This window comes from Ktedonobacterales bacterium, from assembly GCA_036557285.1.
Taxonomy (GTDB): Bacteria; Chloroflexota; Ktedonobacteria; order Ktedonobacterales; family DATBGS01; genus DATBHW01.
In genome coordinates, this window is the sequence record DATBHW010000024.1 from 1 (window position 1) to 21,823 (window position 21,823).

General features: G+C 60.5%; 21 protein-coding genes. 12 read left to right on the plus strand and 9 right to left on the minus strand.

Going from position 1 to position 21,823, the window contains the following annotated elements; genetic code table 11:
• The first annotated feature begins 349 nt into the window (after positions 1 to 349).
• The gene (locus VH599_07990; protein ID HEY7348249.1) at positions 350 to 928 is read left to right on the plus strand and encodes a DNA starvation/stationary phase protection protein; all 579 of its coding nucleotides are present in this window, start codon (positions 350 to 352) and stop codon (positions 926 to 928) included.
• Between the two features lie 147 nt (positions 929 to 1,075).
• Here the strand turns inward: VH599_07990 and VH599_07995 are convergent, their stop codons facing one another.
• Together VH599_07995 and VH599_08000 are read right to left on the minus strand one after the other, a co-directional pair.
• A complete protein-coding gene (locus VH599_07995; GenBank protein ID HEY7348250.1) occupies positions 1,076 to 1,609 on the minus strand; it encodes a zinc ribbon domain-containing protein in 534 nt (177 codons plus the stop codon).
• A gap of 551 nt (positions 1,610 to 2,160) precedes the next feature.
• The gene (locus VH599_08000; protein ID HEY7348251.1) at positions 2,161 to 3,729 is read right to left on the minus strand and encodes a DHA2 family efflux MFS transporter permease subunit; all 1,569 of its coding nucleotides are present in this window, start codon (positions 3,727 to 3,729) and stop codon (positions 2,161 to 2,163) included.
• A gap of 188 nt (positions 3,730 to 3,917) precedes the next feature.
• Between VH599_08000 and VH599_08005 the strand changes: the two genes are divergently transcribed.
• Complete coding sequence (locus VH599_08005) at positions 3,918 to 4,241, plus strand: cupin domain-containing protein (protein ID HEY7348252.1); 324 nt, start codon at positions 3,918 to 3,920, stop codon at positions 4,239 to 4,241.
• A 14-nt stretch (positions 4,242 to 4,255) separates the two neighbouring features.
• On the opposite strand, the gene VH599_08010 is transcribed toward VH599_08005, so the two are convergent.
• On the minus strand, positions 4,256 to 4,636 hold the full coding sequence (locus tag VH599_08010; GenBank protein HEY7348253.1) for a VOC family protein: 381 nt from the start codon (positions 4,634 to 4,636) through the stop codon (positions 4,256 to 4,258).
• Positions 4,637 to 4,760: 124 nt separating this feature from the next.
• Between VH599_08010 and VH599_08015 the strand changes: the two genes are divergently transcribed.
• The 8 genes from VH599_08015 (at position 4,761) to VH599_08050 (ending at position 12,052) form a co-directional block, all read left to right on the plus strand.
• Positions 4,761 to 5,360, plus strand: a complete 600-nt coding sequence (locus tag VH599_08015) for a DUF4291 domain-containing protein (protein ID HEY7348254.1) — start codon at positions 4,761 to 4,763, stop codon at positions 5,358 to 5,360.
• A gap of 147 nt (positions 5,361 to 5,507) precedes the next feature.
• Positions 5,508 to 6,275 carry a 3-oxoacyl-ACP reductase FabG gene (gene fabG / locus VH599_08020; GenBank protein HEY7348255.1) on the plus strand — a complete coding sequence of 256 codons (768 nt, stop codon included), beginning with the start codon at positions 5,508 to 5,510 and terminating at the stop codon, positions 6,273 to 6,275.
• 13 nt (positions 6,276 to 6,288) lie between these two features.
• Positions 6,289 to 7,833 carry a long-chain fatty acid--CoA ligase gene (locus VH599_08025; GenBank protein HEY7348256.1) on the plus strand — a complete coding sequence of 515 codons (1,545 nt, stop codon included), beginning with the start codon at positions 6,289 to 6,291 and terminating at the stop codon, positions 7,831 to 7,833.
• Position 7,834: 1 nt separating this feature from the next.
• Entirely contained in the window at positions 7,835 to 8,770 is a 936-nt protein-coding gene (locus VH599_08030; GenBank protein ID HEY7348257.1) for a ribonucleotide-diphosphate reductase subunit beta, read from the plus strand.
• 21 nt (positions 8,771 to 8,791) lie between these two features.
• The gene (locus tag VH599_08035; GenBank protein ID HEY7348258.1) at positions 8,792 to 9,070 is read left to right on the plus strand and encodes an Lrp/AsnC ligand binding domain-containing protein; all 279 of its coding nucleotides are present in this window, start codon (positions 8,792 to 8,794) and stop codon (positions 9,068 to 9,070) included.
• 172 nt (positions 9,071 to 9,242) lie between these two features.
• Positions 9,243 to 9,689 carry a GreA/GreB family elongation factor gene (locus VH599_08040; protein ID HEY7348259.1) on the plus strand — a complete coding sequence of 149 codons (447 nt, stop codon included), beginning with the start codon at positions 9,243 to 9,245 and terminating at the stop codon, positions 9,687 to 9,689.
• Between the two features lie 19 nt (positions 9,690 to 9,708).
• On the plus strand, positions 9,709 to 11,355 hold the full coding sequence (locus VH599_08045; protein ID HEY7348260.1) for an acetolactate synthase: 1,647 nt from the start codon (positions 9,709 to 9,711) through the stop codon (positions 11,353 to 11,355).
• A 103-nt stretch (positions 11,356 to 11,458) separates the two neighbouring features.
• Positions 11,459 to 12,052, plus strand: coding sequence for a hypothetical protein (locus tag VH599_08050; protein HEY7348261.1), 594 nt, complete (start codon positions 11,459 to 11,461; stop codon positions 12,050 to 12,052).
• 19 nt (positions 12,053 to 12,071) lie between these two features.
• Here the strand turns inward: VH599_08050 and VH599_08055 are convergent, their stop codons facing one another.
• On the minus strand, positions 12,072 to 12,680 hold the full coding sequence (locus VH599_08055) for a GNAT family N-acetyltransferase (protein ID HEY7348262.1): 609 nt from the start codon (positions 12,678 to 12,680) through the stop codon (positions 12,072 to 12,074).
• 74 nt (positions 12,681 to 12,754) lie between these two features.
• The gene (locus VH599_08060; protein HEY7348263.1) at positions 12,755 to 14,647 is read right to left on the minus strand and encodes a cytochrome c biogenesis protein ResB; all 1,893 of its coding nucleotides are present in this window, start codon (positions 14,645 to 14,647) and stop codon (positions 12,755 to 12,757) included.
• A gap of 128 nt (positions 14,648 to 14,775) precedes the next feature.
• Between VH599_08060 and VH599_08065 the strand changes: the two genes are divergently transcribed.
• Positions 14,776 to 15,252 carry an NUDIX domain-containing protein gene (locus VH599_08065; GenBank protein ID HEY7348264.1) on the plus strand — a complete coding sequence of 159 codons (477 nt, stop codon included), beginning with the start codon at positions 14,776 to 14,778 and terminating at the stop codon, positions 15,250 to 15,252.
• An 87-nt stretch (positions 15,253 to 15,339) separates the two neighbouring features.
• The gene (locus tag VH599_08070; GenBank protein ID HEY7348265.1) at positions 15,340 to 16,323 is read left to right on the plus strand and encodes a response regulator; all 984 of its coding nucleotides are present in this window, start codon (positions 15,340 to 15,342) and stop codon (positions 16,321 to 16,323) included.
• Between the two features lie 11 nt (positions 16,324 to 16,334).
• On the opposite strand, the gene VH599_08075 is transcribed toward VH599_08070, so the two are convergent.
• The 4 genes from VH599_08075 to VH599_08090 all read right to left on the minus strand — a co-directional run bounded on the left by VH599_08075 (position 16,335) and on the right by VH599_08090 (position 21,793).
• Positions 16,335 to 17,804 (minus strand): methyltransferase domain-containing protein, encoded by a 1,470-nt coding sequence (locus VH599_08075; GenBank protein HEY7348266.1) that lies wholly within the window; start codon positions 17,802 to 17,804, stop codon positions 16,335 to 16,337.
• Positions 17,805 to 17,822: 18 nt separating this feature from the next.
• Entirely contained in the window at positions 17,823 to 18,860 is a 1,038-nt protein-coding gene (locus VH599_08080) for an FHA domain-containing protein (protein HEY7348267.1), read from the minus strand.
• Between the two features lie 127 nt (positions 18,861 to 18,987).
• On the minus strand, positions 18,988 to 21,006 hold the full coding sequence (locus VH599_08085; GenBank protein ID HEY7348268.1) for a hypothetical protein: 2,019 nt from the start codon (positions 21,004 to 21,006) through the stop codon (positions 18,988 to 18,990).
• A gap of 331 nt (positions 21,007 to 21,337) precedes the next feature.
• Positions 21,338 to 21,793, minus strand: coding sequence for a DUF4190 domain-containing protein (locus VH599_08090; protein ID HEY7348269.1), 456 nt, complete (start codon positions 21,791 to 21,793; stop codon positions 21,338 to 21,340).
• Between the last annotated feature and the right edge of the window lie 30 nt (positions 21,794 to 21,823).

Here is a 21,823-nt window from a genome sequence, read left to right on the forward strand (position 1 = left end):
CTTTCGACGCTTGGTAAGAGACTATGAGCGCCTGCCTCAGACCCTGGCGGGGTTGCACTTCCTGGCCTTCGCTATTCTGCTGCTGCATCGCTTTATCACTCTGGTCGTTCATTGTCTCTGAAGTTCATAACAGGCTCTAGAGACGCGCCTGCGGCTGCTTGAATCTGTGGCCGAGAACCTCGGCAGCAGCGTCGCTGATGATACCACATCGGGCGGCGCTGTTCTCTTTGCCCTGATAGGGCTGGTATAGGTCATGCTGGAATGGGCGCTAGAGGGATGGGCGAGGGGAAGCAGCAGCGAAACCCAACCTGGAGCATCACTGGAAAACACCAAGAAAGGATAGATGCGGATGTCTACCACTATTCCGACCAGGCCCGGCCAGCCTGAGCAGCGAGCGAGAGGGGATAATCGTGTGCGCTCGTATCCGGCTCCGAAGCCGCTGGCGACGATCACCGATCTGACCTCGCAGGAGGCGCAGGCTGTTACCGAGGCGCTCAATCCGTTGATCGCGGATGCTTTTGCGCTCTATGCCAAGACCAAAAACTTTCACTGGCACCTGTCCGGGTCGCATTTCCACGATTTTCACGAGCTTTTTGACGAGCAGGCCGATCAGATCTTTGCCGCCATTGACATCCTGGCCGAGCGCGTGCGCCGCGTTGGTGGGACGACCATTCGCAGCATCTCGCACATCGGTCAACTGCAAACCATCGAGGACGATAACGAGGACTTTGTGCCAGCGGGCGAGATGATACGCCGCTTGATGCAAGATAACCTGCATATCGCCGAAATGCAGCGGGCAGCCATTGACGTGTGCGAGAAGCGCCGCGATTCGGTGACGGCCAATCTGCTGCAAGAGATTCTGAATGGGACCGAGCGGCGGAAATGGTTCCTCTACGAGGTTCTTCAGGGTGCGAATAACACAGACTGAGGCGCGCCTCGTGAAAGGGCGCAATCCCATCTTAAGGAAGAAAGATAGTACAGAGGCAGCCAGCCGGTAGCGCGCATCAGATGCGCACTACCGGCTGGCTGCCTGATTCATGCTGCTGCCTGAAACGTATCCAGGCCCGCGCACTGGCTAGCCGCGTTCGCCAGCGCGCACGCCGCTGGCGCGAGCGGATGAGCGGCCATCGCTGCCAGCGCCATAGGCGCAGTAGGGGCAGACGTTCCACTTAAGTTCCAGCAAATGCTCGCAGCGTGGGCAGGGGCGGCGCAGCTTTGTGCCACAGGATGGACACACCTGGAAATCGCCCTCGACGCGATAGTGGCAGGTTGGGCAGGTGGGCCGCTCAGTCATTTCGGCCAGCAGGGACTCTTCCTCCAGTTGGCGCTCGTACAACTCGGCCAGCGTATGGCGCGGACGAAGAATCAGGTAAATGAAGAGGCCACCAACGGAGAAGACGGTGACGAGCAGCGTTGCGGCGACTTGCAGCACCATGTCCTGGCTGCGCGAGCGAATATCGCGCCAGGTCCAGATAATCAAGCTGGCCCAGAAGACCGCGAGGAATGCGAAGAGAAACGAGCCGCCAATGACCAGCCATTGCGTTATGTTGGTGGGTGTGTCTGCCATGACAGGCCCAATTGCCAGCGTTACCAGTATACCTTCAAACACGAGAATCTACTCCCCTTTCGTGGTTCCCTGGGACAGCGATCAGCAGCGCGCACAATAGCATGTCTTTATACATAATTTCTTTCAGTATAACGAGGCGCTGATCATCAAGATAACAGAATCCAAGCTCATGTATTACTTTCTGGCTTTTCCCTTTACTTGCCTGTGCCGCTTCCCGCTCCTCTCACTGCTGTAATAGATGCTGCAATATATCGCATGGCTGCCACGAGATGATCACCCGACGCAGCGTAGCAAGGTCAATGCCACATTGACACTCTTTCCGCCTGCTGAAGAAAGCGCCCCATTTATTCTCGCAGCCCATGATTTAAGACGGCCAGCTTTGCTTATATATAGCAGGAGAAATGCCAAATTATGCATAGCTGTCTGCGGCGCCAGCAGAGTCATTCGCCCCATTATAAGCCAGGAGAGTGCAAGGTGGCAAGCGCCAGCCGAACTCTAGCCAGAATGGGGGTGAGGGCGCGGGGAGCGCAGCGCAAAAAACGACCGGGCATTATCAACGCCCGGTCTACACACGCGGATTGCGAGTGATTTGGCTAATCGCCCGGCATGGGGGCAGGGGCCTGCTCAATCGTTCTCCCCTGCTTTTTCGCTTGCCTCGCTGCTTCTAGCGCGGGATCGCGGCCAACGAAGAGCGCCAGTGCTGTACAGATGCCGCAGCCAATGAGCGAGAACAGGAACGTATCATTCAGGCCCATCGTCACAGCGTGGTGGGTTACACAGGTCTGGAGCGCCTGCTGGCCGACCTGCTGGACACAGGCGCCCGCCACGCCGCTGAGCGGGTGTGTCGAGAAACCAGCAGCTATATCGCTGGCGTGGACGGTCGTTCGCTGCGTCAGGTAGGTGGTGAGGACTGCCACCCCCACCGCTCCGAAGACTATCTTGGTCGCGCTTATCAGTGATGTTGCTTTTGCCATTTGTTGATTGCTGACGACTGAGACGGCCAGCGTTTGCAGGGGCTGACCGACCAGACCGAGGCCGATGCCGCGCAGGATCAGCCAGAGTTGTAGATCGGCCCCGCTGGTCGTCACGTCCAGGTGCGTAAAGCCGATCATCGAAATGGCGACAAGGGCGACGCCGGTGACGGCCAGGATACGCGGTCCCACGTTGTTATAGAGCTTTCCGCCAATCGCCAGCCCTACAGCCGTAGCCAGACCCTGAAGGATCAAAATCTCGCCGGTAGTCAGCGCGGACAAGTCTTCCACTTGCTCGAAGAAGAAGGGTACGAGAAAGAGGCTGCCGAAAAGGACGGCCACCGTAGCCCACTGGAGGATATTGGCGATGGTAAACGTGTAGCTGCGGAAGAGCCGAATATCAATCACCGGGTCTTTGGCCCGCAGCTCGACCAGAATAAACGCGATCAGCAGCGCGCCACCGGCGGCCAGGAAGGCGAGGACCGTTGTATCGCTCCAGCCGTGTATCCCGGCCTCGTTGATGCCGTACACGAAGGCACTGAAGCCTGCCATAGAGAGTACCAGGCCGGGCAGATCAAAGCGGCGCGCGCCTGGCTCGCCGCTGCCGTTGGCCTCGTCCGCGCGTTCGGAGGCTCTTCCATGCAGGACCAGGAACGCCAGGGCAAAGGCCAAAACGCCAATCGGCAGATTGATGGTGAAGATCGCGTTCCAGCTAAAGTTTGTCGCCAGGTAGCCTCCCAACGTCGGGCCAAAGGCTGGCCCAAGCAGCAGCGGAATCATCAGCAGCACAATCGCGCTCGCGCGCTCGGTAGGCCCAAAAAGACGGAAGATAATCGCCATCGCCACCGGCACCAGAGCGCCGCCGCCAAGGCCCTGAAGGATACGGAAGCCGATCAGCCATTGCTCTGTGGGGGCGATCACACAGAGCGCGGAGCCGAGGGTAAAAAGTCCCAGGGCGATAAGAAAAATGGTTTTGGTACCCACGCGATCACTGAGATAGCCGGTGATGGGGATGACGGCTGCCTGCGCCAGAAAGTAGCCAGTACCGACCCAGGTAATCGTCTGGAAATCAGTATGGAATGCGGTGGCGATCTGGGGCAGCACTACGGTCACAATGGTATTATCGAGGATCGCCATCAGCATGCCCAGCGCAATCACCAGCGTGGCCTGCCACCTGTAACTGAGACCCATGAGTCCGCTCCTTTTGAGCAACACAAAAACTTGAAAAACGTTCTCTAATAAACTTATTTTGAGCCTAACCTCAATTATAGGGAAGAGCTTCTGGTATTGTCAAGGGTTTACGCCAGGTGAGGTTTATAATGGTCGTAGGACAATGCGTCTGTGGCGTGAGACGCTGAAGCTTGAAGGAGCTTGAAAGGATGAACCAGGCAATGGAGATTACCCGCTGGCAGGATGAAAAGCTGCCGCGCGAAGAGGAATTACGGGGGCGCATGGTGGCGGAAGGCTTATCGCCGCATAGCTGGTCGAATGGGCCAGGCGACGAGTATGCTGTCCATAGCCACAGCTATACCAAGGTGCTGTACTGCGTGCGCGGCGGCATTCGCTTCACGCTGCCCGATCAGCAGGAAGGTATTGATCTGGGGCCAGGAGACCGAATGATAGTGCCCGCCGGAACGCAACATGGCGCGGTGGTCGGTCCGGCGGGCGTGACGTGCATCGAAGCGCCGCGCTACGAGCGTTGAGGCGCAGTGGCGGTTTAGTGCTTGTGCGGCAAGGTGGTAAAGAGGCCAATCTTGTTGCCGGTTGGGTCGGCGAAGACGGCAAACCAGCCCACTTGCGGGATGTCGGTCTTGGGCAGCACGACTTTGCCGCCAAGAGACTGTACCTTTGCCAGAGAGGCTTCGATGTCGTCGGTGTCAATGTAGATCAGGACTTCGCCGACCTTATAGCTGACACCCATAGCTTCTCCTGGCTTGACGAATCCGCCGCCGGGGCCGCCCTCAGCCTGGAACATGGGGTAGCCTTCAAAGCTCGGGTCAGTCTGGATGTTCCAGCCGAAGGCATCCTCGTAGAACTTGGCAGCGGCTTTGGTATCGGTGCCGGGAATTTCGATATGGACAATGGGGTGGTTGGACATGAAACGGGTCTCCTTCTTGTATACAAGCGTGTTCATCGAAAGGATGATAGGCTTCGGACCTGCTGCAAGTATAGAACATAAGTTCAATGGTGTCAAGAGTGGCGGTTTTTTTTCTGGAGGTTCGATGGCTGAGCGAGAGATTCGGGCGGATTATGATGAACGCTCGATCATTGTCTATCAAGCGTATCGTAAAGAGATCGCGCTGCCTGCCATTGCGCAGAACCACTTTGTGCCGCCGTTTTCCTTGAATCGGATGACGTGGATTAAGCCGTCATTTCTCTGGATGATGGAGCGGAGCAACTGGGGAAGAAAGCCGGGGCAGGAATATATCCTGGCGATTCGCATTACGCGCCAGGGCTGGGAAGAGGCGTTGTCGCAGGCGGTGCTGACAACGCCAGACAGCGGCATCTATCGTGACGCCGACGAGTGGCGCAGCCAACAAAAGCAGGCGCTGGTCAACATCCAATGGGATCCAGAGCGCACGATTCACGGAGCCAGCCTGCCCTATCGCAGCATTCAAGTGGGCCTGAGCCGCCATATCATCGAAAAATACGTCAGTGAGTGGACGCTGGAGATACGCAATGCGACGCCGCTGGTGCGCAAAATCTCCGCCTTGCTGAAGGCCGGGGAAACCAGCAAAGCACAGGATTTGCTGCCCAAAGAACGGGTGTATCCAGTCAGCCCGGCCATTGCCAGGCGGTTAGGCATAAAATTGCCAGAGTAGGGAGGAGACGGAGGGGTAGTACATAATTTCGCGCTTGACAGGGGCCGGGCAAGCTACTATGCTTAGGACAGAAGCCCACTTTTTCTCCTGATGTCGTTGTGTATCCTTGACAGGCTGATTGTTCCACCAACAGAAAGAGGATTGCTGATGGGCAGACTCGATGGACGAGTCGCGTTTGTGACCGGCGCGGGGCGCGGCATTGGCGCTGCGACGGCGCTGCGCCTGGCGGAAGAGGGCGCGCGGGTGACGCTGGCAGATGTTGATACGGAGAACTGCGCACAGGTGGCCCGCGAAATAGAGACGCTGGGTTCCGAGGCGCTGGTCGTCGCGTGCGATGTCTCGAATGCCGATGCGGTTCAGCAGGCTGTTGATCAGGCGGCCAGCAAGTTTGGGCGGCTGGATATTCTGGTCAATAACGCCGGAATTACGCGCGATAATTTGCTTTTCAAGATGAGCGATGGGGACTGGGATGCCGTCATCAACGTCCATCTCAAGGGCGCGTTTCTCTGCTCGCGGGCGGCGCAGAAGTATATGGTTGAGCAGCACTATGGGCGCATTATCAGTATGTCGTCCACCTCGGCGTTGGGCAATCGCGGCCAGACGAACTACTCCACTGCCAAGGCGGGCTTGCAGGGCATGACGCGGACGCTGGCGATTGAGCTTGGGCCATTTGGGGTGACGGCCAACGCCATCGCGCCGGGCTTTATTGATACGGAGATGACGCGAGCCACCGCGCGGCGCCTGGGCATTACGCCTGAGCAAATGATCGAAGAGGCGAGCAAGCGCATTCCGGTGCGGCGCGTGGGCCAGCCGCGCGATATTGCCAATGTGATCTGCTTCCTGGCCTCAGAAGAGGCGGGCTTTGTGAGCGGCCAGGTCATCTATGTCGCTGGCGGTCCGGCGCGCAACGAATAGGAGTACAGCAACTATGCAGCTTGGCGAACTGGTGGCGCGGGCCGCGGCCCGCTTTCCTGACAAGGCGGCCATCCTCTTTAAAGATCAGCGGATCAGCTACAGCGAGTTGAACGCGCGGGTGAATCGCGTGGCGAATGGGCTGGCGAAGCTGGGCGTGCAGCGGGGTGATCGAGTTGCCATCTATATCCATAACCTGCCGCAGTTTGTGGAGGCGTTTTATGGCGTGCAGGTCTGTGGAGCGACGGTCATCCCGATGAATGTGATGTACAAGGCCGGTGAGATTGAGTACATCATGAACGACGCGGGAGTCAAGGCTATTCTCACGCTCGCGCCGTTCTATCCCAATGTCCAGGCCATCCGCGAGCAGGTGCCTGCGCTGGAGCACGCGATTGTGCTGGGCGCGGAGCCGCTGCCGGGGGCTATGCTCTGGCATCAGGCGTTTGCCGGGCAATCCGACCAGGCGACGCCAGCCGCAGGCGAAGAGGAAGATGTGGCCGTCATCCTCTATACGTCGGGTACGACGGGCCGACCCAAGGGCGCGATGCTGACGCATAAGAACCTGATTGTGAATATCGAGCAAACGAGCCAACTGCCCCGCCTCCAGTTTGATGAGCACGATATTGTCTGGATTGGCCTGCCGCTGTTCCACAGCTACGCGCTCAGTGTTGGCATGAACGCCTGCATCTATCACGGAGGGACGCTGGATATTATGGAACGCTTTGACCCGGCGGCGTCCCTGGAGATGTTCCAGAAGGATAAGGTCAGCATCCTGCTGGCCGCGCCGCCGATGTATGTGGCCTGGGTTCTCAATCCGGCGGCCAGTGCCTATGATCTCTCCTCGATTCGCGTTGCCAGTTCTGGCGCGGCGGCTTTGCCGGTGGCGGTGCTGGAAAAGTTCAAGCACCTGACGGGCGTGGACATTATGGAGGGCTACGGCCTGACGGAAACCGCGCCGGTAGCGACGACGAACGCGGCAGGCCCGGTGACAAAGCCCGGCTCGATTGGTCCGGCGCTGCCGCAGATGGAGATCAAGATCGTTGACGACAACGATAACGAGGTTCCAGTTGGGCAGATTGGCGAGCTGGTCTGTCGCGGCCCCAATGTGATGAAGGGCTACTTCAATAAGCCGGAGGCCAACGAAGAAGCCTTCCGCAACGGCTGGTTCCATACCGGCGATATGGCGCGGGTGGATGAAGACGGCTACTACTACATTGAGGACCGCAAAAAGGATATGATTCTGGTATCGGGCTTCAATGTCTATCCGCGCGAGGTGGAAGAGTTCCTGTATCGCCATCCCAAGATTGCCGATGCGGCGGTGGTGCAGGCGCCAGATGAATATCAGGGCGAGTCGGTGCTGGCCTTTGTGGTTCTCAAGCAAGGCGAGACAGCTACCGAGGAAGAGATTATTGAATACTGCCGCAACGGGATCGCCGTCTTCAAGAGTCCGCGCCGCGTCGAGTTCCGCAGCGAACTGCCCAAGAATATGACCGGCAAGGTGCTGCGCCGCGAACTGCGCGAGGAAGCTGCGCGGCTGGCCGCGGCGCGCAAGAAGGGGTAATATGAGCGCATCCGCGAACCAGATTGGCAATTTTACATTGGGGCAGCTAGCCGAGACGCCCGTAGAAGATGTGCTGGCCTTGATTGATGAAGGGGAGACGCGCCTGCCAACCCCGCAGGATTTGTATTATCGCTGGGAGCGCCAGCAGTGGCGCGCGCAGGACATTGATTTCTCGGCGGATAAGGGGCAGTGGGCGGAAATGGTCACACCGGATGTGCGTCCGATGCGCATGGCGGGTGTCTCGGCCTTTTTCGTTGGCGAGGCCAGCGTGACCGATACGCTGGCGCCCATCTGCCTGGCGATCCCCGGCGAGGCCGAGCGCATCTTTCTGACGACGCAGCTTGTTGATGAAGCGCGGCACGTCGTCTTCTTCGAGCGTTTTTTCCGCGAGGTGGTACTTTTGCCTGGGGAGCGCCTGGAGGATTTGCTGGCGGAGGCGCGCCCGTTTGTGCGCAAGGCGACGGCGACGATGTTGCTGGACGTGCTGCCAGCGGCCACCAATCAGGTGCAGCGCGAGCCGGGCAATATGGAGGCGCTGATCGAGGCGATTACCGTCTATCATATTCTGATCGAGGGCGCTATGGCGTTGGCCGGTCAGCGTGGTATGCTGAATACATATCGGCAAATGAATGTGCTGCCGGGCTTTCGCGGCGGGTTCACGGCGGTAGCGCGGGATGAGTCGCGGCATGTCCTCTTTGGCGTGGCCTTCCTGCGTCGCATGGCTCAAGAGGATGCGCGCTATGGGCGTCTGGTCGAAGAGGTCGTCCACCGCCACGCGCCTATGGTCTGGGAGGCGCTGGGGCCGCCCCCCGAAGTGATTCCGCTGATCCTGGCAGAGGGCGGCAATCCACATGAGACCCAGGAGTTCGCCTTTCATTCGCTGCGCAAGAAGCTGCGCGTGATGGGCCTCTCCACCGATTTGCCCGACGTTGCGTAGTATTGGAAAGGCCAGGGTTCTATGATTACGGCTCTGGTGTTGGTGAATGTGCAGCGCGGCGAGATCAATCGCACCGCGCAGGAACTGTTGGAGATTCCGGGCGTTGCTGAGGTATACTCGGTGACAGGCGAGTATGATCTGGTGGCTGTGCTGCGTCTGAAGGCGTATGAAGACCTGGCAGACGTGGTGACAGAACGGATGATCGGCCTGGCCGGGATTACCAGAACCCATACCCTGATGGCCTTTAAGGTCTACTCGAAAGAGGATCTGGAGCAAGCCTGGGATATTGGTGTAGAATAGTGTTCCCCAGGGCTGCTTCCTGGGAAGTGACCCACAGGGCGGGCCTGCTGTTGATAGCCCATCCTGCGGGAGATGCTTTATCTCTTCTGTAAGGCGAGAGACCGCTACGTAGCTGGGAGGTGCTGGCGGTTATTTGCGATTGCACATCGCTTGTAGGTAAGGGGAACACAAAATGGAGTTGAACCTGGACCATCTCGAAGACCAACGTGCGCGTCTGGTCCGGCAGATTCAGGATGCCGAAGAGGCGCGCGATAGCGCCGGGCATGTAGCAGTGGCTCAGTTTGACGATCACCGCGAACGGGTGAATGCGGAACTGGCGCAGCTACGCCAGCAACTCACCTGGCTGGAGCGTGAGATCGGGCAAGTGAAGACGCTGCAACACCCTGCCGCAAAGGATGCCATTGAAGTGGGCCATGTCGTTACCCTGCAAATTGGGGAGAACCGCCCCAGCGATTATGTGCTGGTGAAGGACTTTGGCGGGCGCGCAGTGGGCGAGGCCAAGACCCTTTCGACCCAATCGCCCATTGGCGCGGCGCTGCTGGGGCGCACGCCCGGCGAAACAGTGACGGTTGAGACGCCGGGCGGCATGCGCACCATTAAGATTGTCGCGGTGCAGTGAGCGCCCAGGGAGATTTTTGATGTCCGAACATGTTCTCGGCGGTTGGCTCATCGCCCGCGCACTCAAGCGCGAAGGCGTAGAGGTCGTTTTTACGCTCAGCGGCGGGCATATTGCCCCCATCTATGATGGCTGTGTGCGCGAGGGTATCCGGGTGATGGATACCCGCCACGAGCAGGCGGCTGTGCATGCCGCCGAGGGCTGGGCCAAGGTGACGCGCCGACCTGGTGTGGCGCTGATTACGGCTGGGCCTGGCGTGACCGATGGCGTAACCGGGCTGGCAAATGCCTATCTTGCCGGTAGCCCGATGATTGTCTTTGGCGGCGCGGCGCCTGTGCATCAGTGGGACCGGGGCGCGTTGCAGGAAATGGGCGCGATTGAACTGGTGCGCCCCATTACCAAGTGGGCGCGCACGATTGTGGAGACCGGGCGGCTGGAGGAATACGTTGGCTTTGCCTATCGCCAGGCGACCAGCGGCAAGCCTGGCCCGGTCTTTCTTGAATGCCCGATGGATGTCCTGAGCAATATTATCCCCGATAGCCAGGTAACGCATCTGGGCGAGGGGTATCGCGCCGAAGGAAAACAGCCGGGCGATCCCGCGCTGGTGGAGCGCGCCGCCGATCTGCTGCGCAAGGCCGAGCGCCCGGTGATTATGGCGGGTACGGCGGTCTGGTGGTGCGATGCCGCTGCCTCGCTGCGGGCGTTCGCCGAGCGCGCACAGGCGCCGGTTTTCCTCAACGGCGGCGGGCGCGGCAGCCTGCCGCCCGATCATCCGCTTTTCTTCTCGCTGGCACGCCGCACAGCCCTGGGCGGGGCGGATACAATTGTGCTGGTGGGGACGAAGCTGGATTTCCGCCTGAACTTTGGCGAAGCCCCGCTGATCCCAGCAACCGCTAAGGTGATCTGGCTGGATATGGCGGCAGAAGATATTGGCGTGAATCGCGGGGCGACGGTGGGCATTGCCGGAGATGTGGGCGCGGTAATGAGCCAGCTAGTGGAGGCGCTGGAAAAGCCGCTCTGCCATGACGAGTGGCTGGCGACGGTGCGCCAGGATGAGGAGAAGAAGCGCCAGGCGGATGAACCGCTTTTGCGCTCCGATCAGACGCCGATTCATCCGATGCGGCTCTGCGCGGAGATTCGGGATTTTCTTGACCGCGATGCGATTGTGGTCGGCGACGGCGGCGATATTGTCAGCTTCGGTGGGCGCGTCATTCAGATGTTTGAGCCGGGCCACTGGCTGGACCCCGGCCCGATGGGCTGCCTGGGCGTCGGCACCGGCTATGCCCTGGCGGCCAAACTGGCGCATCCTGAGAAGCAGGTGCTGATCCTGCACGGCGATGGAGCTTTCGGGCTGAATGGGATGGAGTTTGAGACGATGGCCCGCCATCATCTGCCGATTGTTTCGGTGATTGGCAACGATGGGCAGTGGGCGCAGATCAAGCACCCTCAGAAAGACGCGCTGGGCCACAGTACGGCGGCTGATCTGGCGCCGAAGATTCGCTATGATCGTATGGTAGAGGCGCTGGGTGGCTCTGGCGAGATGGTGGAGCGGCCAGAAGATATTCGCCCCGCGCTGGAGCGAGCCTTTGCCTCTGGCAAACCGGCGTGTGTCAATGTGATTACCGACCCGACGGCGCGCTATGGCCGAAGCACGAACGCGGCCTACTGATCAGCAAGGGGGCGAGATGGCGCCTGGTGTCTCGCCCTTCTCTTTCGCACGTATAGCAGAAGGTTTCCGGTAGTATGGAGAAAGCGCGAGGGGCTGAATGAGTATGACAAAGCTGCTGGAACAGGTTCAAGTGCATCTCCATTCGGCAAATACCGATCAGCAGGTGGCGGCGGCGCAGCAGCTATGTGAGCAGCGCGAATGGGCCGCGCTGCCGGAGTTGCTGCGTTTGCTGGCGCAGGATGAGTGCGGCTATTCGGTGGCGCAGGCGCTGTGGGCTTTTGGGCCGGAGGTGTGCGATCAGGTGGGCCTGCTGCTGCTGCACGAGCAGAGGGCGGTGCAGTATCGGGCCGCCTGGACGCTGGCGGCCTTTGGCGATCAGCGCGCCGTGAAGCCAATGCTGGCGGCGCTCAGCGAGCCGTTTTTCCACGAGCCGTTTTTGCCAGCCTTAAGTCGGATGGGCGTTCCCGACTTTGATCACATTCTGGTGAAGGAGCTTTCCCGGCATCACCAGTCCACCAGCCACCCCTCGGCGCGCTTTCGCGCCTCTTCGTTCTTGTGGGCGCTGACTCAGATGCGCTCGCCCGCCGCCGCAGACCTGACACCCCACTTTACCCAGGACCACCACGCGCCGCTGGTGCGCCAGCGCGCCCAACGCTACCTTGAGGCGCTTACCTCCAACCGCGACGAGCAGGCGTGATAGGGACGCGCGCGGCGGGTCATTGCCGCCTCTCCGGGTTTCTGCTGGTCGGCCAGCGTGGATCGGTAGGTATCAGGCTGAAGACCAGGGTATCCCTGGTGGTTCCATCGGCAGCCCGGCGCATATTGCGCAGCCTGGCCTCCTGAATGAACCCCAGGCGCTCTGCTACAGACGCGCTGCGCCTGTTCAGCGCATCGCAGCGAATCTCCACTCGCTGCGCGCCCAGCCCCTCGAAGAGAAAATCGCTAACGAGCCGCACCGCCTCAGCCATATAGCCATGTCCTTCCGCTGATGGGCGCAGCCAGTAGCCGATCTCAAAGCAGGGCGGTTCCCAACTGCGCACATGAAAGCCGGTGCCGCCAAGAAACGCCCCGGTTGCGCTCTGCCAGATGCTGAGCGGGAAATCCTCGCGCCGCAGCCAGCGTGCCATGCAATGGATGATGAAATCGCGGGACTCGTCAACGCTCTGATGGGCATCGGCGAACGGAAGCCAGGGGCGCAGATGATCGCGTGATTCCCGCACCGCTTCATAGAGCGATTCAGCGTCTTCAACGCGGTAGGGGCGAACGGTAATCCGCTCTCCACGCAGTTCCTCAAAGAGTGGGATAAGGGTACGGTATTGGCTCATGTAGTTCTCCGCATCTGCTAGAGCGCCTGTGACTGGATACGCTTCGAGGGGCGCAGCCGGGAACGCCTGACGAGTTAATCGCCAGCCGCCACCTCTTTTTTCGCGTGTGAAGCTGCGGATGCGTGGGCCTGGCTCGTTTCCTCTGCTTCATCCGTCATCTCAGATGCATCAGCGTCGCTGGCTTCGGTCTCGACCTCGCTGGGCGCTGTCGCTTCGGCCTCCTCTGCCTCCGCTGCTCTGGCTCGCGCGCCCGCCGAGGATTTGCTTGATTTGGCAGATTTCGGCTTGAGCATTTCAGCCGCGCTCGCCCCTGGCGGGTCTTTGAGCCGCTCGCGGGGCGTCGTGCGCCCGGCTTTGGCGTCCAGTGCGGCCAGTTCCAGGGCCAGGCTGTTGAAGTCGCGCTGGACGTTGATGAAGTGTTCTTTCAGCCCGGCGAACTGGAGATGGCCGTCGCGGAAGCGCATCCAGACGCGGCGCTGGGGGAAGTAGAAGGTGACGCACAGGCTCAGGATCAGCAGGGCCGAGATCGGCCAGATCAGCGGCGAGCCGGAGTCTTTGGTGATGAGCAGGACGGTACCCTGTTTGACCAGCTTGACATCGAGCGTCCAGCCTTTGAGCTGCAAACCCTGCTGACCAAGTTGCAGGGCGGCAAACGCTTTGCTGCACGAGAGATTGCTTTGCGAGAGATCAATGACCGGCGCGCTGTTGCCCGCGCTTGCCAGGCTGCAAAAAGAAGGATTCCCTTTGAGATCGCTGCCGTTGACGATCACGGCCCAGCCGTCGGGCGTCAGCGTCGCGGCCACATTCATATCCTGCTGGACGTTGGGAATGGGGATGTTCTCCGCGATGCTGACCGGGACGCTGTTGCCGGTGTTGGGGTTAATATCGTTCAAGCTTTCGTTGAGGACCGGCTTCTGATTGAAGATCACGTTGCCTTTGGCGTCGGTGATGGTGATCCAGGCGTACAGGATGAACGACGCCTGGTGGAAGGTGACGCCCTGATAGGTGAGCGGGTCGTTGACGCGGATGCGCTGCTGGGCGACCTGCTTGCCATCCTGGAAGAGCGTCAGGTCGGTATAGAAGTCGGTTGGCTGTCCGTTGGTCGGGTTGAACCTGGCGACGAACTGATCGGCGCGATACTCGATGTTGTGCGCGGTACCGATGGGGTAGACGACGCCGTTTTCGCCATCGGGCAGCGGCTGAGTGTAGCTGAATCCGGCCAGGTTTTGCAGGTAGTTGTAGATGGGTTCAGGCAAGATATGCTGGGCCATGCTGTTCGTGCCGAAGCCATGCCAGCCGGTCAGGACGGTGGCAAGCATGAGCGAGACCAGGCAGGCATGGAAGACGAAGGTGGAGAGCGTGGCCCAGGCGTTCTTATAGGCATACAGATAGGTGGCGCCGCTGCCGCTGCCTTCTTTAACCAGCACGCGGTAATGCTTCTTGCGGAAGAAGCGCCGGATGCCCTCGACATCTTGATTGGTATCAAAGTCCTGGCGCGCCAGGGCGTTTTGATAAAAACGCTCATTGGTGCGCACTGCCGGGTTGCGGAAGTTGTACCAGATGCCCGGCGCGCGGTTCAGTGTGCAGATGGCGACGTTGATTGCCAGCAGCACCATGAGCGCCTTGAAATACCACATGGAGAAGATGGTGAAGAAACCCAGGCTGCTGAAGATGCTCGTCCAGGTTGGACCATATTTCCCGCCCATTTCCTGGCTTACCCAGAGGGCGAAATCGTTGGGGGAAGAAGTAATCTCAACTGGCGCTTGAATGACGATGATGCCGATGATGCAGACAACCGCGATCAAGGCGATCAGGACAATCGCCGTTTTGACGGAGCTAAAGAGACCCCAGAGCGAGTTGACCGGATGCTTCCAATAGCGTCTGTAACGGTTTGTGTGCCTGGGGGGCGCGGCTTTGCTGGCGGCGCGCCTGCGGCTGACGACTCGTGGAGCGTGTGTTGTAGACATGTGCCTGTTGCTTTCCTGTCCTGGCGATTCTTCTGCGCTCAATATTATACTGGAGAGTGAGGATGTGCGCAAGGTCGAAGCCCAGCTATATGCACGCGCTACCCCGCTGGCGATACAGGAGGAAAGCCATGTCCAGAGATAGAGAGACATTGGATGCAGCGTCATCGTATGCGCAATTTCGTATAGGCGTTTTTGGCGTGATTATCGAGGATGGGAATGTGTTGTTGGGGCTGCGGCGCGATGTTGACTGGTGGAATCTGCCGGGCGGCGGCATGGAACTGGGCGAGACGGTGGATGAGGCGCTGCGCCGCGAAGTGCTGGAGGAGACGGGCTTAGCGGTCAGGGTCGGGCGATTGGTGGGCGTCTATTCCAAGCCGCAAAAGCAAGAAGTGGTGCTGACGTTTCTGTGCCATGTGGAGGGCGGCGCACTGAAGGAGACCGAAGAAATGCGCGCGTGTCGCTATTTTGCGCCGGATGCCCTGCCCCCCAATACCCTGCCCAAGCATGTCGAGCGGATACACGATGCCTGGCCGGGCCAGCCAGAGGCGGTGGTGCGCGCCCAGCGTTCCAGCACGCGGGAAGATCAAAAATTGCCAGGCAAATGATGGCAAGGATGAGCTTGCCATTGGGTGTATGCTGTTGTCTGTAAACTGCATTCGCAGGTATCCCAGAGAAGATTGAGGAAATCCGGCATGGCAACGATTTTAGTGGTTGAGGATGAGCCTCTGATTGCCGGGCTGCTGCGCGAGACACTGAGCTTTGAGGGGTATACACCGATCATCGCTCATACCGGCGAGGAGGCGGTGCATATTGCCTTGCGCGAGACGCCACATCTGGTAATCCTGGATATTATGCTGCCCGGTATGGATGGCTTTGAGGTGGTCAAGGCGCTGCGCGCCAACCTGAAGACCGCCCATATTCCGGTGATTATACTCAGCGCGCGGCATGATACGGCAGATAAGGTGCGCGCCTTTGAGCAGAAGGTGGATGATTACCTCACCAAGCCCTATAACACCGATGAACTGCTGGCGCGCATCCGCACGCAGCTTCGGCATGTACAGGAGAACTGGCTGCACCCGCTGACAGGGCTGCCGGGCGGTGTGCAGGTGGAGCGAGCCATTATGGCGATGCTGGAGCAGGGGTCTCACTGGAGCCTGCTCTATCTGGACCTCAACAACTTTAAGGCGTATAACGACGCCTATGGCTTTTTGCGCGGCAACGAAATGATCCGGGTGGTGGCGCGCATCAGCCTGGATGTAGTGCGGCGCCTGGGGGACGAGACCGATTTTGTCGGCCATGTGGGCGGCGATGATTTTGTGGTGGCGACAACGCCTGATCGCGTGGTGTCCATCTGCCAGGCACTGACAGAGGCGTTTGATCGCTCGCGCTCGTTGTTCTACAACGAAGAAGATTTGCAGCGTGGCTCGATTCTCTCTTCTGATCGGCAAGGCAAGGCATGCTTCTATCCGCTGGTGGGCATGGCAATTGGCGTGGTGACGAACCAGCACCGCCCGGTGCGCAGCATTGAGGAAGTGAGCCGCGTGGCCGCCGAAGTCAAGAAAAAGGCCAAAGAGTCCGAACACAGCGCCTACTACATTGACCAGCGCGGCCCCCAGTATCCGGCGCGCCCGGAATTGCATCTGGCCCACTTCCCAGGGCCGATAGACCTGGGCTAGCGGGCGCGGCGCTAGCCTGCGGCGCTCGCTGATGGCGGCTGAAACGAGAGCAGCAGTTGGGCGGATCGCTTGGTAATCAGCCACTCATCGGCGGCGGGAGTCGGCGCGCAGCCCGGCGGGTAGACGCGCACAGAGAGGGCCGAGAGATCAGGTGTCTTGAGGCGCTTCCATTCGCGGATGATGCTCTGGAGCCGACGCAAGGCGTTGTTGCTGCCATAGAGGATCGCCTGATCCAGCCCGGCGTCATCAGGGCTGCTGGTGGCGGCGCGCAGCAGCGCCAGCCCTGGCTGATGGCTGAAGCGGCCCGAAAGCGGCGCGAAAGGGGGCATATTGCTCTGCTCGCGCGCCGGGTGAACCAGCACCCCGGCGGTCCAGCCGTCAAATCCCCAGAGGGCATTTGCCGACCAGGCATAGATTGTTTCTTCTTCCCCATAGCGCAGTTCAAGATAGGCCAGCAGATCGCGCGCCGCGCCATCCAGCCGCAGATCGCGGGTCTGATATGGCCCGCTGAGCAGATGCAGCACATCGCGGCGAATGTCGGCGGAGCCGTTGAGCGGCGCGCCATAGAGGTGAAGTTCCCAGCGATGGCTGGTGTCGTGGGTGGCAACGACTGAGAGCGGCGCGGCGCGCCCCGCGCTCATTGCCTGGTCGCCGCGCATGGGAATAAAAAACGCATAGGCTGCGGCGGCGCTTTCCAGATGCTCTTCGCGCTTGACCAGCGCCAGCGAGACCTGCCCGCGCTGCTGGCGGTGCAGTTCCAGGGGCAGGACAAGGCGTCCGCCTGGAGTAAGCTGGCTCGTCCAGGCGGGGGCGATGTCGTCTGCCGCGACGGTCAGTTCGATGCGATCAAAAGGGGCCAGATGAGGGACACCCTCGGCGCCATCTGCGCAGAGAACAGTGATCGCGCCATAGCCCGCGTTGGCAAGGCGCTGCTTCGCCTGCTCGACAACATCGGGTTCTATGTCTATAGTGACGATGCTGGCCGGGTCGCCAACGAGTTCGGCCAGCAGGGCCGCGTTGTATCCGGTCCCCGCGCCGATTTCCAGAATGCGCAGACCGGGGCGCAGATCAAGCTGTTCCAGCATGATCGCCATCATCGAAGGCGCTGATGAGGAACTGATCGGCGCGCCCTGGCTGCCGCGCTTGGTGACGATGGCCTCATCGGTGTAGATGCGTTCCAGCCCCTCGCGCGCCGCAATGTCAGGGAGAAACAACTCGCGTGGGACGCGCAGCAGCGCCTGCTCCAGCGCCTCGCTGTGCAGGAGACCCCGCGCTTTGAGCTGATCGACAAGCTGCTGCCGCAGGCGTGCCGATTCAGCAGCCAGTTCTTCCGCGCTAAGCGGCGCTGCCTCGCCCGCCGCCGCTTCTGGCTGCCGGGATGGTTCTGCTGCCGGGTTCTCTGCTGGAAGCTGCTCTTCGGCCATGCGCTGCCTGTACTGAAAGCGCGCCTGTGGCGCAAAAATGGGTCTTCTCGCAAGCATACCATATGTTCATCATGTTTATTCATCGCGGCGATTGGCGAGTGGTTCCATGATGAAGGTGAGTTCGGTATGGCCGATGCGAATCTGGTCGCCTGAGCGCAGTATGGCTGGCTCAGTGAGCATCGCGCCATTCAGGAACGTGCCGTTGGCGCTGCTTAGATCGGTCAGAATATAGGCGGTGGGCGCGCGATGAATGATGGCATGCTGGCGCGAAACCCGCCGATCTTCTTTGAGAGAGAGGTCGCTGTCGGGCTGGCGGCCAATCGAAGTGGCGTCTTTGGTCAGCAAACACTCGCCGGACCAGTCATCCTGTTTGATGAGCAGCTTCGCAATCGCGTCGCCAGGCATGAGGAGCGGGGCCGATGGCTTGCGCTCAGGTGCGGTAGGCGGCGCGCTGATTTTAGTCACGGATGGTTTTGGACGAAGGGCGCGCATCGGTTCGGTGTATTGAGAGGCGGATTTGCCCGCTGGCGTGGGCGCATCGGGAAGAGTGGGCAGGATCAGGGTGGTCAGGGTCGCGCCAAAGGTTTCATCGGCCACGCCGCGCACATTGATGCTGTGCAGCACAACGGGGACTCTGAGGCCAAAGCGCAGGTTGCAGCCATGCTCGAAGGCGCGCAGAAAACGCTCGGCCAGATCGTCATGCAGGGCGAATCCGCGAATGGCGGAAGCCTTCAATTCGGCGCGAACGTCGGGCATGTAGGGCATGCCCGCCTGCCCATAGCGTTCCAGGCGGAAGGTGAGCATGTCGTTGACCGCTTCCTGGGCCAGCAGCAAGAGTTCGCGTCGGCTGGGCTGGTATTCGAGGAGACGAGCGGCGGTGAGCCACTTCGCAGCCTGCTGCCGGAGGCTCGCGTCTGGGCTGAGGCTGTCTTGCGCGCGCTGCTGCTTGTCACGCGCGACGACCTGCGCGATGAGGATGGGATCATCGCAGGCCGGCAGGTCCAGCGCCTGAAAGAAGCCGACAACATCCTGAGCCGTGTAGCGTTGGCGCAGCACGGCCAGGTCTTCTTCGTTCAGTTCACGCCCGTCATCTCTGGGCCGTTCGTCAGTCATAGGAAGCGCCTCCTCTGAGCATAGGAGAGCATGATCGGATGCTGTGTTTCTCAGCTTCCAGTATAACAAAGAGAACAAGCCCCAGGCCAGAGCATATTGCACTCGATGAGCGTGAAATAGGGCATATTCACGGCTGTTCCAGGGTGAGCGCCATATCAAACAGCGCCTGCTGCGGCGTGTACGTGACGTTCAGGGCGCTGATGCGGGCGCTGGCCGATTGGCCTGTGCCGGTGGGCGCGGGGCTATCCGTCAAGGTGATGACATCCAGCAGTTGCAGGCCAGGGTTGGCCGGGACGCTGATAGTATGATGCGCGCCCGCGCGCTGCTCGTTGGCGAGCATGAACGACGCTTTGAGCGCGGCCTGCGCGCCGGTGGTCAGGCGCGGGTCGGTGCGATAGAGCGTGCGCTCCTGGCCGGTCTGCATCAGGTGGGCGAAGTCATAGCTTTCGCCAAAGACCAGCGCGCCGCTGGTGGCGCGTCCAGTGACGATGATATGGTTGGCGCGCTGGTCATCAGCGCCCAGCGTGAGCGTTTCAATTTCGGGCTGATAGGTCCAGACCGGGGCGTCCGAGGCGCTGAGTTCGCGGAACTGGAGCGTTTCCGTCTGGTCGAGAAAGTAATACACGGCGTAGATGGAGCAGAGTTCGTTGAGCGCCTGGCGCAGCGTATGCCCGGCGGGTACGACAAAGAGCGGCACGGTCTGGCTGAACTGGCTGGTCGCCGGGATGGAGAGAGCAAAGAGGCCAGCGCGGGCGGCCAGTTCGGTGAGCAGAAAGGCAAGGGTGTGGCTGCTGTAGGTGGTTTGCAGGCGCGCGGCGCGATCAAGCCGTTTGGTGGTGTCGCGGGCGATAATCAGCAGTTCGTTCGTGTCGGGGGCGCGCAGGTATTGATAGCGATCAACATAGTAGACGCCAACGGGGATGACGCTGGGCGCGCCACTGCCGGGGTCATGGTAGCCTATAGCCAGGGTGATGCTGGTGTTCAGGCCAAGCATGGAGAGGTTGTTGTACTGGCCGCCAGCGTTGCTGAGGCGCAGGCTGATCTGTCCGGCAGCCCCGGTCTTTTCGCTGCGCTGAACTTCCACCGTTTGCGCGGAGACATCGAGCAGGCTGGCCGGATTGGCCGGATTATAGACGGGGGCGCGCCAGGCGAAGGCGTTGTTCAGGATGTAATAGGCCGGACTGGCTGAGCCAGCGGGCGGTGTGGGAGCTTTGATCCAGGTGGGACCGAAGGCGAAGGTCTGACTGATCAGGAGGCCATCGCTCCAGTGAACGAAATCGGGCGACTGGCGCAGCCGGGCGTAGCTGTAGGCCAGGCCGGTAAACGCGCCGTTGTCCACTTCGAGATAGCTCAGGCTGTAGAGGCCATCGAAGGATGCCAGGCGCGGGTAGAGGCGCGCCAGCCCCAGGCTGGTGGCGCTGTCGAGCGGCGCAATGGAGCCGACAAACCCCCAGGTGTCGGTTGAGGGGGTATAGCGGTAGCCGGTAATCTCGCGGCCATCGGAGACGGCCAGCAGAGCGCGGCTATTGGCGTCATCCCAGGCGGCGTCAATGCCGACGCAGGCAGGTAGGACACCGAATGCCCAGATGACGGGCGCAGACCACGCGCCGAGGCTCCAGAGCGAGACGGCCAGGGCCACGCCGCCTTCGCTGTCAAAGGCGTAGAAGAGATCGTTTTGTCCGCTGCTGCCCAGGCCACGAATGGCGATGGCTCCGGCGGCAATGGTCGTGGGACCGCTCCAGGCGCCGCCGTTATCGAGGCTTTCCCAGACGAGCAGATCGAAGGGGCTGACGCCGGATTGAGCGAAGAGGCGCAGCGTGCCGCCATTATTGCTGAGCGTGCATCCGGCGTCGCGCAGCAGGTTGGCGCTAGAAAGCACTGTCCAGGTGGACCACTCGGAGGCATTGTCGGGGTCACTGATGCGCTGGACAGAGAGCGTGGCGGCGAAAGCGCCCAGCGGGCTATCGGTGTAGGCGCGGATGATCGCGCCATCGTCGGCGATACATGCGGCGCTGCGGCCTTCGCTGATCGCCAGCGTTTGATAGGCGCTGTAATGCTGGATGGGGTCGTACAACTGGACGCTGATAGCCGGGGTGCGCGTGGCAGCCGCCAGGGCGTTCTGAATCGAGGGCGTGAGGGTGCGCAAGACATAGCTCCTTTAGAATCGTTATTGCGTGTACCGCCGCCGTCCCTGGCGGCGCAACGCTGCGCCAGCACGAACGTTGCCCTCTAAAGTCCTACGACTCGGCAGGCCAGCAACTCGCCGCCAGGGGCGGCGGCGGTACACGCGATAGGGGCAGCAGGGCAGCAAGGGGCGCGCCAGGGAGGCAGGCGCAAAAGGACAATTCTAGTATAGAACAAAAGTTCTATTTTGTCAAGCCCAAAGGCGCTTGACAGGAAAAGTTGGTCAGGTTTCTCAGGGTGATGGACAAGTCGCCAGGCGGTTGCTTATCGGGACCACATCAGCAGCGCGCCTTCTATGGATAGAACACGGACCCAGGAAAGAAGACGCTAAACAGTAGGATAGAAAAGGCGAAGATAGCAAGCCCAGCGGCAATAGAGACGTAGCCAAGGACAAAACCGGCTATTGCCATCTCTTTTCCGCCCTGCATGCCGCTGCTGGCGTTGATCTCCTTCAGCGCCATGTGTCCAAGGATGACGGCAGGAATGCCGGTACCAAGGCCAAGCAGGGCAGCGAGCGGGAAAAAGGTGAAAAAGCTGCACACGGTCAGAGCGAGGCATATCCCCAGGACCATCGAGGTGATGGCTTTTCCATTGGTTGGGCGCTGAACAAGGATGGGCTGTATGATATAGCCACCGGCCCAGGGCTGCTGATAGGGGGGTGGTTGATACGAGGGCTGTTGATATGCTGATTCCTGCTGCGGAAACTCCTGATATGAGGGGTAGGGGTCGCCCGGATATTGGCTGCTCATAGGAACCTTCCTCTGCCTTGGCAGGCGCAA